At 49.5% G+C, this 17,687-nt stretch carries 12 protein-coding genes; 1 reads left to right on the plus strand and 11 read right to left on the minus strand.

Features of this window, described 5'->3' with window-relative positions; translation table 11 throughout:
• Positions 1-232: 232 nt before the first annotated feature.
• The 11 genes from E2980_RS15360 to E2980_RS15410 all read right to left on the minus strand — a co-directional run bounded on the left by E2980_RS15360 (position 233) and on the right by E2980_RS15410 (position 15,942).
• Complete coding sequence (locus E2980_RS15360) at positions 233-4,330, minus strand: glycoside hydrolase domain-containing protein (RefSeq protein WP_135153068.1); 4,098 nt, start codon at positions 4,328-4,330, stop codon at positions 233-235.
• A gap of 30 nt (positions 4,331-4,360) precedes the next feature.
• Positions 4,361-5,620 carry a Gfo/Idh/MocA family protein gene (locus E2980_RS15365; protein WP_135153069.1) on the minus strand — a complete coding sequence of 420 codons (1,260 nt, stop codon included), beginning with the start codon at positions 5,618-5,620 and terminating at the stop codon, positions 4,361-4,363.
• Between the two features lie 32 nt (positions 5,621-5,652).
• Positions 5,653-6,795, minus strand: coding sequence for a Gfo/Idh/MocA family protein (locus tag E2980_RS15370; RefSeq protein ID WP_135153070.1), 1,143 nt, complete (start codon positions 6,793-6,795; stop codon positions 5,653-5,655).
• Positions 6,796-6,817: 22 nt separating this feature from the next.
• Positions 6,818-7,702, minus strand: a complete 885-nt coding sequence (locus E2980_RS15375) for a carbohydrate ABC transporter permease (RefSeq protein WP_135153071.1) — start codon at positions 7,700-7,702, stop codon at positions 6,818-6,820.
• Positions 7,703-7,718: 16 nt separating this feature from the next.
• Positions 7,719-8,618, minus strand: coding sequence for an ABC transporter permease (locus E2980_RS15380; protein ID WP_135153130.1), 900 nt, complete (start codon positions 8,616-8,618; stop codon positions 7,719-7,721).
• Between the two features lie 92 nt (positions 8,619-8,710).
• A complete protein-coding gene (locus E2980_RS15385) occupies positions 8,711-10,432 on the minus strand; it encodes an extracellular solute-binding protein (protein WP_135153072.1) in 1,722 nt (573 codons plus the stop codon).
• 112 nt (positions 10,433-10,544) lie between these two features.
• The gene (locus E2980_RS15390; protein ID WP_135153073.1) at positions 10,545-12,221 is read right to left on the minus strand and encodes a response regulator transcription factor; all 1,677 of its coding nucleotides are present in this window, start codon (positions 12,219-12,221) and stop codon (positions 10,545-10,547) included.
• Positions 12,222-12,224: 3 nt separating this feature from the next.
• Entirely contained in the window at positions 12,225-13,979 is a 1,755-nt protein-coding gene (locus tag E2980_RS15395; RefSeq protein WP_135153074.1) for a sensor histidine kinase, read from the minus strand.
• A gap of 92 nt (positions 13,980-14,071) precedes the next feature.
• Positions 14,072-14,566: a MarR family winged helix-turn-helix transcriptional regulator gene (locus E2980_RS15400; RefSeq protein ID WP_135153075.1), complete on the minus strand. Its 495-nt coding sequence runs from the start codon at positions 14,564-14,566 to the stop codon at positions 14,072-14,074.
• A 12-nt stretch (positions 14,567-14,578) separates the two neighbouring features.
• Positions 14,579-15,352 carry a pirin family protein gene (locus E2980_RS15405; RefSeq protein WP_135153076.1) on the minus strand — a complete coding sequence of 258 codons (774 nt, stop codon included), beginning with the start codon at positions 15,350-15,352 and terminating at the stop codon, positions 14,579-14,581.
• A 269-nt stretch (positions 15,353-15,621) separates the two neighbouring features.
• Positions 15,622-15,942 carry a winged helix-turn-helix transcriptional regulator gene (locus tag E2980_RS15410; RefSeq protein ID WP_135153077.1) on the minus strand — a complete coding sequence of 107 codons (321 nt, stop codon included), beginning with the start codon at positions 15,940-15,942 and terminating at the stop codon, positions 15,622-15,624.
• A 251-nt stretch (positions 15,943-16,193) separates the two neighbouring features.
• On the opposite strand from E2980_RS15410, the gene zwf reads away from it, so the two are divergent.
• Positions 16,194-17,684: a glucose-6-phosphate dehydrogenase gene (gene zwf, locus E2980_RS15415; RefSeq protein WP_135153078.1), complete on the plus strand. Its 1,491-nt coding sequence runs from the start codon at positions 16,194-16,196 to the stop codon at positions 17,682-17,684.
• The last annotated feature ends 3 nt before the right edge of the window (positions 17,685-17,687 follow it).

A 17,687-nucleotide genomic window follows, 5' to 3' on the forward strand; every position in this document is an offset into this window, starting at 1 on the left:
TTAAATGGTAATCGCCTACGATTAAGTGGTTACATTCTTTTTTCTTATCTGCCAAGAAGATGAATGTAAAAATTATACACATTTGGATATTGTGATGCTGATGTCAGGTTTTATGCATGTCTAGTGGACCTACGCAAACTACGGCGCCTTAAACCCTCTCCCCGCATGCAATTAGATCGACCTAAGCAACATGCACGGAAAAGGGGAGGATGAATTCTCCTCCCCCTTACGCTTACTTGTCTTTCTTCGCCGGTACGATGATAGTAATGGCTTGCGTTAATGCCTTCGTACCGTCCGACGTTCTCGTCACTTCTAGTACAAGCTTAACTGCCGTTGCTTCTTTTGGCGGTTTCACTTTGCCGTCTAGCCCGATGACCTTCGGATCGTCCGAGCTTGCGATCCTAACCGTGAATCCTGCCGGTATGACAGGCAGCTTCAGATCTTTTTCATCGGCTGCGGGCGACTCAATGGCGGTCAGATTCTCCGCAACATCGGCTGCCGTATCTTCCGCCAATTCGATGACGATCTGCCCAGCGGCACCGATGTCGGCAATCTCGATATCATTAATTTCATAATAATAAGGAGAGCTGTAGAATCTGCCGCTGTAAATCACGATCTGCATTTCGGTAATACCTTCTTGCCCCAGGATCGGAAGTCTTTCATTGAGATAGCCGCCCGCGTTTGCGGAGTTCAGGCCTTCGTATAGGGGCCAGAACACGGTATCTCCATTTTCCACCCAAGTCATGTTGTCGCTTAGAATTTGAATCCATTCGTCCCCTTTTTTGACCTTTAACGCCAGGTAGGCGGGCTTATGGTCAATCGCTCCATCCGGTACGATCAACCCGAAGGTATTAAAGGTTTGAGGCGTATCCCATTTCAAATCGATGGTGTGAGGGAATTGAAATTCCGCGTGCGAGTTGTATACGCCATTCTTAAATACGGTGGAGTAATCCTCGTCGATAAGATATTTGACATCCGTCACGCCTGCCATAGGTTTATCCAAGGTAATAGAGGAAGCTTTGGCGGCAAGATTATCGACCCTCTTAACGGCAATCGAGTACTCCTTGAACGCCCCTTGATCTCCAATGGCTTTCACCGTCAACGTGCTTAAGCCTTCAGGAATCGAAGCGATAACCGTCTTCCCGAGCGGTACCGGTACGCCATTCACCTCAACTGTGCCATAATCGTTCGCGAGCGAAGGCGTAATCGCGATTTTGTCCGTTTCCAAACCTAAACGAATGGAATATTCCTTGACGTCGGGATCGAACGAGATGTCGATGGGATTGCCGCTGTTCTTATCTTCGATGTCTAACCCCGACAACGCAACATCCCTCGTAACATGAACGGCAATCTCCCCATGCTCGGGTAGTTGATAGAGCTCAAGCTCATATACGGCGTACATATTCCACGAGGTATAGTAAGCATCGTTGATCTGCACTCTCAACTTCTGCGCGCCGCTTACTTCAGGGATGTTAGCATAGGTGTATTCCATCACGCCGTCGTCTTTGTTGCTCTTCCAAGTAATTGGCACCCTCTGAGCTATCGTCTCCCAGTTCACTCCGTCGCTGGAAGCCTGAACATCGATATCGGTGATGCCCTGAATGAGACCGGAAGAGGTCGCCATGACGATCGTGTTAAAGGTTTGCGGACTATCCCACGACATGACGATCTCATGCGGGAACGGATGATCGTTATTGTAGCCTTGCAAACTGGCGAACATCGTACCGTAGTTGCCGTCAACCATTTTCATGGGACCGTACGTAATGCCTTGGTCTCCCGAACGGGCAGCGGATGCCGTAACCCCGGCAGCGGTCCTGGCAACATTGGTACCCGCTTCATTCACGTTACCCTTTAGGAAATTCAAGGTGTACAATTTCGTAGTCACGCCGTCGCCAGCGGTTGTCCGTATGCTTATCTTGCTTTTTCCCGTTGGAATGTCGGCAGTGGCCACCATGCCGCTGTCCATAGGGTTGCCGTTAATGGTAATGGTGCCTTCCGCGTCCATAAGAGCAGGAGTAACGGAGATGGTGTTCACGTCTTCGGGAATCATGACCTGATAATCCGTGATTCCGCCGCTGAATTGAAACGAAGGAGCATTGGCGATTTCCAGACTGGCCAGAGATGCATTGTAAATTTGCTGTCCTTCGTACATATGCACCCTGAAACCGTCCAAGCTCAGCTCTTTGTTTTCCAAGTTCACGATCTTGATGGTGTGTTGTTCGCCTTCCGTCAGATTCCATTTGGCGTATATCGTAAAATAATCGTGCTGAACCTTCTCGTACAAATCTACGATCACCGGTTCCGAACCGTCAACGGAAATAGAGACTTTACCCGAGGCTTGGTTCTTCTCTATGATGACGTCGATACCGGAGCCAACGAAGGTATATTCCGCGTAAGCATTGGCGCTCGATGTCGCCTTGGTTGTGCCAAGATAAGCGAACTGCCGGCTCCTTGCAAACCAGTTGCCCGAATAGCGGATATCGCTTTCCGTATTGTCAACCAGATGCGTTAAGGGCATTTCCTGTCCTATATAAGGATTGGTTGTCTGGGGAATATCGCCCGCATTCACGCCGGCGGCCGACTTGACCGCATAATCGTGAAGCGCTTTGATATAGACCGGATCCAAAGTATATTTTCTCGGATCCTCCCGGTTAACGACGCTATCGGCAAGCTGTTGGGCCAACTCGGGATTCGATTGCTTAATGAGGTTAAGCAGCTCGTAATCCTCGATTCCGTCCCTCATGGCTTCATGCCGCAGACTGCTCTTCACCGTTTTATTGGCTTTGTCCGGATACACGATATACGAATCGCCATTCCATGGTCCCGTGTACCAGGCGTTCCATGCCCAGTGCAAATGGCCCGTGACGCCCTCCTGATTTAAATTCCAGTACAGCAGCCTTCCGGTCAGGGTTGGTTGCGTCCAAAAGCGGTTCAGCCACGGGGGTTGATTCACTTCCATCGTATATACCCACATATCCTTGCCGGCGGCCTGCTGAGCTTTATACTGATCCTGCATGGCATGGAAAGTCGGAGTATACGGAACCATGACGTCCAGATAGGGCAACGTTTCTTCTACCATAAGCTTGCCGTCGGGATCCGCATCCATAGTCTTGAATTCCGAACCCGTTTCCGCATTGATTTGTTTTATTTTTCTGGCCGCATACGTCCACCAGTTTTTGTGGTTAACATTATTCGGTTCATCCAGGATATGCTGGTACCAGGTGAATCCGTTGTCGCTCGTCCAACCCTTTTCCTCCAAATGAGCATTCAGAGCGGTCAGGTAATTTTCCAGAAACGCGTCGGTTTGCGGCAAGTAATCGGGCAATGCCGTGCTCCACTCGGCGGTCGGTTTTTCGTTTTCCGGCATTTTGTTTAAAGCATGGATCAAGTGCTGGTTGGCAAAATGGGTGACTCCGTTATCGATATAGGTTTGCACGTATCTGTCGAATAAAGACCAGTCGATCTCCTCCGGAATTCCGGTCACGAAATCCGAAAGCAGCGTCCCTGTCGCGTTCAGGAACAAGTCCGTCCGGACCCAGACCATGTTCGTGCGGTACTCCGTCATGACTCTAGCGAATTCGGCCATCAAATCGAACCATTCCTCGCTATAAGTCTCCACGCCGTAATAATACTGGCCTACGTCGAATGCCGGATTGGGGGGCGAACCTTCCCAGGTAAGACCGTCCCACGTAAAGCCGTTGGTCATGTTCCAATGGTAGTTGACGAAATCGGTCTGCGAGACTTCGGGGATCGTCGCGTCGTATACTTCCACCCGGATGGGAACGGTAAGGTCCCCGAGGCTGGTCTTTACGATAATCGTTCCCTCGTAAGTGCCGGGTACCGCATCGGAAGGTACATAGTTGACAATATAAATAGGCTGCGTTGAATTTGCCGCTACCTCTATGGACTTTTCATTGGACAGAGGATCGGGCACTTCGGACAGCGGATAGAGCTCGAGACCCTCTCTTTCGGGCCAGAATGGGTTCGCTTTGGCCGTATCCTTCTCCTCGTATTCCATAAAATGATAGCTCAGATTACTGCCGGCGATGATATCGCTGCCCGAAGAGACAAGAGCGGAGAATTCGACTCCGGCGATTCCGAATCCCGTATCGTTTCTTAAGGCGATTTGAGCGCTTTCATATTCGTTTTTGGCTGAGACCAGGTTGATGCTGCTTATAGGGTTTTGAGGAAAGGTGCTCGTCCGGTACACGGTTTTTAATGGGGGTTCCACCCACGCATCGATCGTATCGTTGTCTTCCGCGGAGGCGAAAGGCATAGAAGACAGAAGAAAAATGATTGCAAAACCAATGGTCATTAGCTTTTTACTCATTATTATCCCTCACTTTCTTCCTTCGGATTGTTACTTCAAGGACGATGCGTATTCTTTCATATCAATGACGCTTCTCTCTACTCTAGCCTTCTCTGCCGCAAACGCCATCAAGTGGCTTTGCACCGAAGCAGAAGCCGAGGTGAGCCCGTTCCGCTTACCGCCTTCGCGCGCCAGATTGACGAAGTCTCGGATCAAACCGCCGTCACCCCCTCCGTGGCCTTGATGTCCGCCGGCGACTTCCAAGGAGATGATCTCCGGCTTGTCGCTGCCGAAGCGGATAATCTCGATCTCGTTCTTCTCCATCGCCCCGCGAATTTCTCCCGTTGTGCCCATCAGCTTCAGCGTACGGGTGCAATCTTGCGTAAAGGCAGTCATCGTAAAGACGGCGGTAACCTCATTGGCGAATTCCATGTTCACGACCTGGTGGTCGACCACATCGTTGTCGCAATGATAGACGCAGCGTCCATAAGGACCTTCCTGCAGCGCCTTCAAGCGGGCATCGTAGCTTGGGTCGTCGCTGATCGCCCACGCCATCCAGCTATCCTGCTCGGTGAGGTAAACGTTCGGCGCATAATACAAGCATGTATCGGCAACCGGACAGCCATCGGTACAACGCTTCGGCGCTCCTTGCGGCGCATTTTCCGCTTTAAAGTAAGACAAGGCGCCGAACGACGACAACCGGACGCAGTCCGTTCCCGCAAGCCAAAGCAGAATGTCCATGTCATGGCACGACTTCGCCAGGATCATCGGGCTCGATTCGGCGGAGTTGCGCCAATTGCCGCGGACGAAACTATGCGCCTGATGCCAGTACGCGACGTTCTCGTTATGCTGGATCGACATCAGACGTCCGATCGCGCCTTCATCCAAAAGCCGCTTGAGCGTTCCGAAAAAATTCGTATAACGGAGCACATGGCAAATCGAGAAAATAAGGCCTCGGGATTTCGCTTTCTCCCCCATCTCGATGCACTCCCGCGGATCCGGCGACATCGGCTTTTCGAGCAGAACGTGATACCCCGCATCCAACGCTTGCATGGTCGGCTCATAGTGCATTTTGTCCTGCGTGCAGACGAACACGGCATCCGCGAGCTTCGGCTGAGCCAGTAATTCGCGCCAATCGGCAAAGCACAACTCTTCCGCAATGCCATGACGATCCTGGAATTTCTTCCTTCGGTCGGGATTCGGGTCCGCTACGGCTACCAGCTGCATCTCTTCCGGATGATCCAATGCGTAATCCGTATAAATCTGTCCCCGCAATCCCGCGCCGATCAACGCTACTTTCAGTTTGCTCATGGTTATCAACTCCAGGTATCTGTAATTGAAATCTAATCGAGGGAAAGAAAAGCGTTCGTCTCCGCGGATTGCTTCGCTTTCAGGCACATCAATGCGCTTAGCAGCCCGGCATCCAAAGGCGCGACCGAAGCTTCGCGGCCCTGCATCACGCGAATAAAATTCTTCGCGAGCACTTCGTCTCCGCCCCCGTGACCTCCTTCATCCGTATTCAAGTCATATTTCTCTACCCGCGCGGCGTGGTGCATGAAGACTTTCAGCTTATTCGTATACCAATCGAATTCGAGCGTACCTTTGTACCCGAGCAGTCTGGCCCCGCGTGCGGCAGCGCCTCTGCGGGCGAAGAAATTTTGCGAATAAGAGACGTGCATGCCGGTCTCGTATTGGATCAAGGCGCTCCCCGAATCTTCGTTGTCGCCGTCCACCGCAAAGCAGCACATGCTGTTATCGGAAACGGATTCTCCGCGAGCTCGCTTCATCTCATGACCTTCCGGGCAAGTCTGGTTTTCTTCGCACTGTTTGCACGACAACCCTGCCTGACGGTCTCCCTTGAAGATTTGCTTCGATTTCATGGCGCAGATTCGGACAGGACGGATGCCGAGAAGATGATTGATATAATCGAAATCGTGCGTTGCTTTTTGCAGAAACAGGCCGCCGGTCTCTTCCGCGTCCCGATACCAGCTTTGGAAATATCCGATGCCGTAGGGAACGTTGTTCACCGCTTGCACGTGTTCGATCGTGCCGAGCTTGCCCGAATCAACAATCTCTTTCGCGAGCGTCACCAACGAGGAGACGCGCAGGGGAAACGAAACGACGACATCGCTTCCGGAGGCGGCTCCCGCCTCGTTCAAGAGGTGCCAATCGTCCATCGTCGTAGCCACCGGCTTTTCCAGAAACAAAGGAATATTACGCTTCAGCGCTTTTAGAGCCATGGTCGTATGAAGCGAGCAGCGGGTCCCGATGACGACGCCGTCCAGCCGTTCGTTGTCCAGCATTTCATCCGCATCCGAATAGAAAATCGCGCTTTCCGTATCGATGCTTCGGGCGTTCGCTTTGCTTTTGGCTCGCTCCGCGTCCCGATCGGCGATCGCCCGGATGTTGACGCCTTGCTCAGCTTGCAGCAGCAAGCTCGCAATCCAGCTGGACCTCTCGCCGAGTCCGATGATGCCAATATTCATCGTATGTCCCCCTCTATCGTCCCTACTCCTTTACGCTGCCGACGGTGATTCCTTTGACGAAATATTTTTGCAGGAACGGATAAACGACCATAATCGGTAGAGCGCCCAAGAAAATTTGCGCGGTTCGCAGCGTCCTCTCGCTTAAGTTCTGCAATGCCGACATGTTCTCGATGGTAATCGACTTCACGTTAATGGCGGTTACCAACGTGGAAAGGTAGGTTTGCAACGGATACTTCTCTGGCGAGTTCATGTACAAAATACCGTCAAACCATGAATTCCAATGCCCGACCACCGTGAAAAGCCCAATCGTTGCAATGGATGGCAGCGATATCGGAAGATAGATTCGCCACAGCACCGACAGGTGACTTGCGCCGTCAATCGTGGCCGCCTCTTCCATCTCTCTTGGAATTCCTCTGAAGAAGTTAAGCATCATCACGGCGTTCCATACATTAAGAGCGCCGGGTAACACAAGCGCCCAGATCGAATTCATGAGCCCGGTCTCTTTGACGACAATGTACGATGGAATCAGTCCCCCGCCGAAAAACATCGTCAGCGCGAAAAACCACACGTAAACGGTTCTGAACCTGAATTGCTCATTCGTCTTGGACAAGGGATACGCGGTCAGGAACACGAGCAGCATGTTGATCGCCGTTCCGAGCACGACCCTTTCTAGCGAGATAACGAACGACCGGATGAATTCAGCCTTTTTGCTCAGAAAATGATACGCATCCAGCGTAAATCCGACCGGCCATAGACTGACTTCTCCGGCCGATGCGGCCACATTCGAGCTGAGCGATACGGATAACAGATGGATGAAAGGCAATATGCCCAGGAGCGTGATCAACGTCAATACGATAACGTTAGTTACGTTGAACAGCTTCCTGCTTAACGACTGTTTGTAAAACAATGGAGTTCACCAGCCTTTAAAATATTCTATAGTTGCTTAACCTGTAGGCAAGGTAGTAGGATAGGGTCACCAGTACGACCGAGATAACGGATTTAAACAACCCGATGGCAGCCGCCGGAGAATACTGTTGGTCGAACAGTCCAAGCCTGTATACGAAGGTGTCGATGACGTCCCCGCTCTCGTAAACGATCGGATTATACAATATCAATATTTGATCGAATCCGGCATTCAGGATACCGCCCAGACTCAGCGTGCACATCAAAATAATGATAGGCGCCATCCCCGGCAAAGTGATGTGGATCATCTGCTTCCATTTGCCCGCTCCGTCGACTTCCGCGGCCTCATAGAGATGGGCATTGATCCCGACGATCGCGGCCAAGAAGATGATCATGTTGTAGCCCATGCCTTTCCAGACGTCCGATCCGACGAGAATTGATACGAACCATTGGTTGCTGCCCATAAACATGATCCGCTCCAAGCCAAAGCCCGACAGCATGGCATTAATCGGTCCGTTCAGCGAGAAGATTTCAATCATGACGCCTCCAAGCACGGCCCATGAAAGAAAGAACGGTAAAAAAATGCTCGTCTGGATGAGCCGCTTGAACCAATCCTTCGCCACCTCGTTCAGCAATAAAGCCAGTATCAAAGGAACGACCAGCGCGAAGAAAATTTTCAATATCGAAATGAGAAAGGTGTTGTACAAAACCTGATTAAAATCCGGAAGGTTAAATACATATTCGAAGTTTGCTAACCCGATCCACTTGGATTTGAGAAACCCAAGAAACGGTTGATATTTCTGAAAAGCCATCACTATCCCGAACATCGGACCGTATGCGTAGACAAGCGTAACGAGGATGCCGGGTATAAGCATGAGATGAAGAGGCAGTTCCAATCGGATGCTTCTCTTTCTTGCCATTATAATTTTCACGATGCAAAGCCTCCCAAGCCGGACGAGAATAAAGAAAGGGGAGATTTCCGATATCATCTCCCCATCCGTCTATACCCTTGTTACTTCACGGCGTTTTTGTCATACCACTCGTTAACTTCTCTCGTAATATCATCGCCGCCGAGTTTTTTCCAATCTTCCACGTACTTATCGAATTCGGATATCTGTGCGGAACCCATAATGATTTTGGTGAAAGTTTCGTTCGTAAGCTTATTTAAAGAAGCGCCTTTTTCAACCTGCGTCGGAGTCGGAGGTCCGTAATACTCGTTGTAGACGAATTTGCTTTTATCTTCCTTGATTTTTTCCGCCACGGCGATTCCGCCGTCTTTGGCTACGCGGCTGTAGTACATTCCCCATGCGGTGTTGTCTTTCGGATTGGCTTGATATTTCTTCGCGGCGTCGAACCAGGTTTGCGCTTCGCCCGATCCGATGAAGTCCTCCGGCAGCTCCAGCTTTTCTTTATTTGCATCCAAGGCTTCGTTTACCGCGAGGAAAATATCTTTAAATCCGCTATAGTATCTCGGTTGATACCAGGAGTAGTTGTATCCGGTTTTGGGACCTTTGAAATCCGGGGAATTCTTGTCCACGTATTTCGGCTTTTGCAATTCCTGAAAGAAGTTGGCCATTTTGATAGCGGCTTCCGGATGCTCGAAGTCTTTCTTGACGACCATAATCGCGCCTATGCCTCTGGAAATCAACGTTTTGCCCGGATTGCCGTTTAAGGACGGCAGCTCGAGCTGTATCCAATCCGCTTTCGGATCCTTGTCTTTGTTCAAATTCAGCGGCCAGTTCGGATACCACCATTCCCCGAACGAGATTCCGACTTTACCGGCCACGAGGTCTTCGCTTTCTTTGTCTTCATCCTTCAACGCGAATTCTTTTTCCAGAATCCCGCTCTGGTACCACGATTGCAGCCTTGCAAGCGCGGCTTTCGTTTCCGGCTGAATTTCACCGGGAATCAGCTTGCCGTCAGCTCCTTTGAGCCATGCGAACGGATAAGATCCGCTGCTCTGGAAGAACCCTTTGGCATCAAAGCCCCATCCGGCCGCGAAGTTTTTGTTCAGCGCGAGGCCGTACGTATCATTCTTGCCGTTCTTATCCGGGTCGTTCTTGACGAACGCATCCGCGACTTTCTCCAACTCTTCTATGGATGTAGGCGCTTGCAAACCCAGGTTGTCGAGCCAATCCTTCCTGATCCACAATACCTGCACTCCGCCCTCGCCGCTGGACGCCAAGCCGAGAAGCTTGTTGTCGGAAGTCATTGCCTTTAAGGCAAAGCCGCCGTCCGATTCGATAATCTTTCTTAACGTCGGCGACGCATAGTTTTGGTAAGCCTCGGATAGATCTGCGAGGATCCCTTGTTCTTTGAATTTCACGAACGTGTTATAATCGACCATCATCATGTCCGGCAAATCGCCCGAGGCAATGGCCAGATTGAATTTTTGATCGAATTGGTCGGATGGAACGGTCCATTTGTATTTGAGCTCGATGTTAAGCATTTCTTTCAAATCTTTGATATAGCCGTTCGTTTCAGGGGTAACCCCTTGCAAGGCATCCGCTTCTTCCGGCGGACGAAAACCGAGAACTTGGGTCACGGTAACGGGTTCCGGATATTTTCCTAATGGATCATTGCTTACGGGTTCGGCGGATTGCGAACTGCTGGCAGTTGCCGTATTCGCCGGAGAAGATTCTCCTGCTGTTTCCTTATTGTTGCTGCATGCAGCCAGCAGCATGGTCGCCAGCAGGGTCGAGATTAATGCAACACTCGTCGTAACTCTTTTCATAGGTACCTCCCCTTCAATTTCGAGAATGGTGTAACAAAACCTTACACTAATTATGTTATAGGAGTGAGGTAGGCTCTCTCAATAATAAGATCTTTACTTGCTTCTGTTTTGTTTACCTTCTCTCGAGAAGCGCTTCCCGGTATTCCTGCGGAGACGTCCCGGTCATTTTCCGGAAAAATGCCGTGAAATACGATGGCGAATCGAATCCAAGCTTTAAAGCGATCTCATTTACTTTCAGGTTCATGTCCGCCAACATTTGCGAAGCCGCCTTCGCTTTCGTCGCGTTAATGTATTCCGATAGATTGCGGCCGCTTAACTGCTTGTAAAAGCGAGAAAGATACGATGGATTGAAATATACCGCTTCCGCAATGCGCGCCAATGACAGATCCCCTCCCAAATTCTCACCAACGAACTTATGTATCCTTTCGACAACGATGTTTTCCCTTTTCTCGGCTTGCTCTTTATTGCGCCGGCAAACCCACAGGCTAAGTTCGATAAACTGTTCCTCCATCGCTTCCCATTCCGCAGGCAGTCCGATGGCCGGAATGCTTGGAAGACGAATATCCGGCTGCGAATTGTCGGCTGCGTTCGTTCCGTTCACGTGGGAAATATAGGCCGCGAGGAATTTATAATATCTTTCGATGCCCGTCATATAATTAACGCTGATATCCCGTTTGAGATCGCCGATCAATTGTCCGGTCATTTCGGACGCTTCCCGTTCATCTCCCGCACCCAGATACTTATCCAACCTGTCCAGCCGGTTGTTGAAATCATGGGATGATGCGGGCGGCTTCCCGGATTCCCACATCGTCAATCCGTCAGGCATGCCCAGATCGATGACGGCCATCCTTTGACCGAAAATCCGGCTCTGCTGCAGGGCCGTTTTTAACAAAACGAATTCCTTGCCGATGCTATCCCACGCTACCGCTCCTCCGCAAATCGCGAACGAAGCGGAAATGCCGTGCCTTTCTTTGCTGTCGTTTTGAACGGGCTCCAATATCGCTTTTAAGTAGGTAAGCAGGCCGGACCCTTTCGAATCCCCGTCCTCGATCAATTTCGCGGCATCCGCGGCTGGCTGAATAAACCATACGAGCACGGAATGCTCCATAACGGCCGATTCTATCTTGAAGGCCGCAGGCAAATACCCGGCAAACAGATTCTGAATCGCGCCGAATACGTCAAGCTTGCTCGAATAGGATGCCGTTTCCTCCCACATGTCCACCTTGCCGGCGATCATCAGAACCGGTTCCTTCGGATCTAACGGGATCGTCAGTTCGTCGAAGTGTTTATAACGGATGACGGAAGACGCAGGCTCTCCTTGCAGCAACGCCTCGAAAAACTCTTTCTTGAGCAGCGGTTCCGTCGCCTTCCACTGTTGACGGGCTTTCTCCAATAAATCGCGGTTCCGGTTTGCTTCCTCGATTTTAACTACAGCCGCTTTGACGGCATCAAGAATCGGCTCCATTCCGTCGCTCTTCAGGATATAGCTGTCCACGTTTTTTTGAATCGCCGTATACACGTAATCGAACTCGCTATATCCCGTTAAGATAATAAAGCGGCAAGACGGCCAATAATACAGAAAATCCTCGGCCAAATCCAACCCGCTTCTGCCGGGCATGCGAATGTCGCTAATCACCACGTCGATCTTCGTTCTGCCGGCAATGTCCAACGCTTCACTTGCCGAATAGGCTTTACATACGTCAAGCTCCAACTCGCTCATCTCTTGGAATTGGTGCATCAATCCGTTGACAATATTCGGTTCGTCGTCCACGATCAATAGTCTGTACAAGGTTTACGCCCCCGCTCCCGTAAAATGCATGACGATTTCCGCTTTCAGGCCGCCCCAAGAGCTTCGCGAGACAAAGACGCCGCTGCCGTCGCCGAACTTTAGACGGATGCGCCGGGACACGTTGATAAGTCCCGTTTTTTCAAGCGCTTGCGTTTCATCGGCAAGCTTTTCCTGCAGCATTTCAAGCGAAGAATCGCTCAGCGTGTCCCCGTTGTCTTGAACGACGACTCGCAGCGTTTGCCGATCATAAGTCACGGATACGGAAACATTCCCGCGCTGGAGCCCGCTTTCAAAGGCATGCTCGAAAGCATTCTCCACGATAGGTTGAATAATGAACCTGGGAACCATTAACGACTTGCAGGAATCCGGCAATTCTCCCGTTTGTACATGGATCCGGTTCGAGAACCGGATACTCTGAATCTCGCAATAATCCAGCGCATGCCGGTATTCGTTAATAAACTGCACTTCGTCCCTCCCGCTTCGCGTGACGAATTGATAGTAGCTCCCGAGCTTCTGCGACAGGATTGCCGCTTGTTCGACGTCTCCGCTCTTGCAAATCATATAGATGTTAAAAAAGCTGTTATACAAAAAGTGCGGATTAATCTGCGACTGCAGCTGCTTGAATTCCGAATGCTGCAAAGCGATTGTCGATTCGTAATTTTCTTGAATCGATTTCTTCAGCTTCTCGACCATCCGGTCGAAGCTGCGGAACAAATAGCCGAATTCTGTGTCCTTTGTCGGTCGTACCGAGATGTTCAAGTTGTCGGTTTCGAGGATTTTGAAAGCTTGTATCAATTCTTTCAACGGTTTATGAATCATCCATTTAATAGAGAACGAAAACACGAGAACGATCACGACGGATACCAATGAAAGAATGACAAACCACATATTGATGGTTCTGAGCGGCCCCGTTATGTCGTTCTGATTCACGAAAGTATAAAGCGTCAAATCTAAGCTATTGATCGGTGTCGACGTGATTCGGTAGTTATTATTATCGAGAGTAAGAGGAAAACTATCCGAATTCTGCTCTTTGGCCGGATTCAATACGTGATTCATGATATTGGAAATAACCGTATCGTCGCCGTTACGGTTGTTGTCATTGCTGCTGACCGAAATCTTATTATGAAACCGGTCGTCTGCAAGGAACGCACCGGATTCGGCATAATCTTTAACCAATTCGGATAAGGTTTCCTTCAATTTGTTGACCGAGATCTCAATATACGATATAACCCCCCTATCCGACTTGATGAAATATATCCTTCCGTTTTCGAAATATAAAGGTACGTCCGGTTTATCGTTATATTGTCTGACTATCACGTCATGTTCCTGATTGGGAACATTCTCGATTCCAATCCGAGTGGATATCGTTCGGTCGAAAGATTTAATGAACACGCCTGCATTGACGATATAATTGCTTGAGTTCTGGATCGTAACAAGCCGCTCTTTCACTCGATTGACCACTTGAATCTTTTCGTACCCCTCCAACTGCTTGGCTCGAAAACTGAGGTTTTGGAGATCCGGATCGTTGTTGAATTGAAGCTGCAGATTTCGGATGAATGCGATTTGATCGTCTAATTGTCTGGCGTAAAACTGCACATTGGATTTCATGGATTTGGAAATCTCGTCCTTAATAAAAGACGCTTCCATGAGATTCATTCGCAAATTGATAAGATATACGGGAATGATGAGAATGATAAAAACAAAGATAATCTTCTGATAAACATGCAGTTGATGCAGTTTGAACAGTTTAACTATCATTCTCTCCTACTCCCCATGATAGAGTTTTTCTTATTGTACAAGAATACGACTCCCCGTTTCATAAATTCTAAAAATAAAAAAAGCCGAACCCCCTAAGAAAGAGGATCCGACCTATTTTCATTTTCATTGCCTTTGCCTTGACGATCGCTGATTCCGTACCCGATTTTCTTAAGCACCGCAATAAGTTCGAGCTTCTCCTCATCCGTCGCGAAGGACAAATTGTCGGAGATCGTCTGAGCATGCTTAGGGAAGATATTATCGAAGTAGCTTCGTCCTTCTCCGGTCAATGTCACGTTCGTTTTGCGTCGATCGCCCGGAATGGGAAGCCGTTCCACATACCCCTTCTTCTCCAGCTTGTCCACCACATAGGTGATACTCCCGCTTGGAATCGAAAATTTATCGCTGATTTTCTGGATAGGATGCGGACCTTTATTGTATAGAAGCTCGAGAATTTGGAAGGTTTCCGCACTGAGTCCATAGCTGTCGATATCGCGTTCCAAGCTCCCGAACAGAGCGCTCGCCATGTTCCTCATTACACGAATTAGTCTTAGATCAAGCGCCTGACCCTCAGCATCGCGTTCAGTCATTCCTCAACCACCTTATCTTGCTTTCTTATACAAAGGATATTCGACTTCCGATGGAATTTCAATTAGAAAGATCCGAAGCCTCTCTGCTTCGGCGCGGATTCTGATTTCTCCCTCATGTTCGCCTTGAATGATCGCAAAATCTTTATTCTTAAAGGCGACGGGTTCTTGTCCGGATGTCCGTAAGGAACCGCCGTCTCCTCTAATCGCCAATCCGGCAAGCGTCCGGTTCGGCAATAACCGATGGACGTACGCTGCCCCTGGCTCAACCTCGACGTCAAACATCCGCGCATCCGTTACCAAATTAAGAATGGGCGAGCCTTCTCCCAATATCGTCTTTACGTTTACCCCATCCCGATGGGTCTGAGGAAACTGTTCGTGCTTGAACAAGGTATAAGTAGGCGCTCGCTTGACGGCTTCATTCAAGTAAGGCTCTAGCCAGATTTGAAAGCTCTCGAAGCCAGCGTCAACGCTTTCGGCATGCTGAAGTCCCGAGCCCGCTTGCATGAGCTGAATATCGCCTTTCTCCAGAATGCTTTCGGTACCGAGCGTGTCTCGGTGAAGACCCTTGCCTGCAATACCGTAAGACATGATCTCGAAGCCTTGATGGGGATGGAATCCGAGGCCCCCTGCCGCTTCTGCTTGCCCCCAAGCCCAGTAGAAAAGAGGACCAAGCCTAACCGTAACGGCCCCTTGACCCGAGAAACCTAGCGGTTTCTGCGCTTTTATTTTACCGCCGTCAAATTCTTCTCTGGCTTGATGTTCCGGACCTAATATTTGAATGTTCATTTGAACCAGCTCCTTAACTTATAGTGTTTGTTCCGGTTTTAACTGACCACAATCAATGCCAAGCAAGCGCCAACCATAGCATAGGGATCGATCCAAATTCCAATAATAACGATAGCCTCCGATCGATGGACAATACCTGCATGCAATCGACCCATAAACACTAACAATATTTATTCTATGCTTAGGATATTAATTCGTCAAGATACAAAAAAGGCAGGATCACCTCCAAAGAAGGTTCCTGCCTTTAAATGATAATGCAGCCATTTCGACTATACCCACTTGTTCGCCCAATCCTCGAGCCCCTTTAACGCTCTTCCAAGCTCGATGCCTTTCCTTGTCAAGGAATACTCCGTGCGAATGGGACGATCCGTAATGACATTCCGAATGACAATGCCCAGATTTTCCAAGTCCTTCACGCGCTCATTCAATACTCGCTTGCTTAGATCCGGAATATAACCATGAATCTCGCTGAATCGTTTGGGCTCTTCCATGAGGGTATGGATGATGGAGCTGACCCACTTCTTGCTGATGATTTCATGCACATGCTCGACTTTCTCGCATATTTTATCTGAATTTTTCACTGTATCCATTGTCGTCTCCCCCTACACTAGTTACTTATTGTTCCCTTAATCAATGAACGCGATAATATTTCCGAATAAGATAATTAAATATAATTTATCACAGAAAACGCATACATACCAACTTTTTATGATATTCACACTTAGGACACTTTCTTTATTGACGAACCCTCCGTACGGGTGTAACATAGGCGATACTTAGTATTCAGGTTACAATAAGTAACCACCATTTATTTAAAATGAAAGCGCGAGGAGGAATCGCAATGGAGTCCATGACCTTCGTATTGTTTGGCGCAACGGGAGATCTTGCCAAGAGGAAAATATATCCCGCGCTGTACAATTTATATTTGGACGGCAAACTGCCGTCAACTTTCTCCATCATCGGATTGGGCAGACGCGAACTACGGGACGATGCGTTCCAAAGCCAAGTGGAACAATCTCTGAACCAGTTTTCCAGGCGCTCCGTGATTCAAAGCCCTGATCTGAATACCTTTTTATCCGCATTCCGTTACCACCCGCTTAATGTGACCCATCCCGACGATTATCGCAAGCTGCTTCATCTTGTCCAATCCCGCGAGAACGAATTGAATATAAGGGGCAACCGTCTGTTCTATTTGTCGGTCTCTCCGGAGTTTTTCGATGTGATCGCCCTTCAGATTAAAGAAAGCGGGCTCGGCGATACAGAGGGCTGGAAACGCCTCATCATCGAGAAGCCGTTCGGACGCGATTTGCAGTCCGCTCGTTTGCTAAACGCTAAGCTCAACGAGGCATTCGAAGAAAATGAAATCTATCGGATCGACCATTATCTTGGTAAGACAATGGTGCAGAATCTCGAGACGTTAGTGCTCGCCAATCCGGTTATTCAAGCCGTTTGGAACAATCGCCATATTGCCAACGTACAGATTACGGCCAGCGAAACGGTCGGCGTGGAAGAACGGGCCGGTTATTACGACCGTGCCGGCGCCATTCGGGATATGATGCAGAACCACATGCTGCAGGTCCTAATGATGACCGCCATGCATCTGCCAAGCCAAATTACCCCTTCTCATATCAAGGATGAGAAACGGAAAATCATCAAAGCGCTCCAACCGGTCCACAAATCGGAAGCCGCTCTCAGCGTAGTGCGCGGCCAATATGCAAGCGGCTCAGTCAACGGCAATGCCGTTGCAGGTTATTTACAAGAGCCGGGCATTGAAGCTTCATCGAGAAACGATACGTTCGTTGCCGCCAGGCTATGGATCGACGACCCCAAGTGGGAAGGCGTTCCCTTCTATATCCGTACCGGAAAAAGAATGTCAGAGAAGTCGACCCGCATCGTGGTGGAGTTCAAAAACCCGACCAAGGAATTGTATGTAACGCGCAATGCGATCACTTCTCCAAACCTCTTGGTTATCGAGATTAGCCCGAATGAACGGGTGTCGCTCCAATTCAACGGCAAAAATGCCGAGAACGACGGCAATATCGAATCCTTGGAATTGAGCTTCAAAGCGGATCAGAACAAGCAACCGGAAGCTTATGAGCGGCTTATTCACGATGCCCTGGAGGGCGACGCCACCTTCTTCGCTCATTGGAACGAAGTCGAGCTGTCTTGGCAGTGGGTCCAGCCGATCCTAGAAGCATTTGAGGAGAACCTCATTCGCCTTCATGCTTATGAAGCCGGCTCGAACGGCCCTGAGGCATCCGATCAGTTGCTCGAGGAAGACGGTTTCGAGTGGTGGCTGGATCCGAAGATACCGCAGCTTGTACTATTATAACCA

Origin of the sequence: Cohnella luojiensis, from assembly GCF_004564235.1 — a bacterium.
Taxonomy (GTDB): Bacteria; Bacillota; Bacilli; order Paenibacillales; family Paenibacillaceae; genus Cohnella; species Cohnella luojiensis.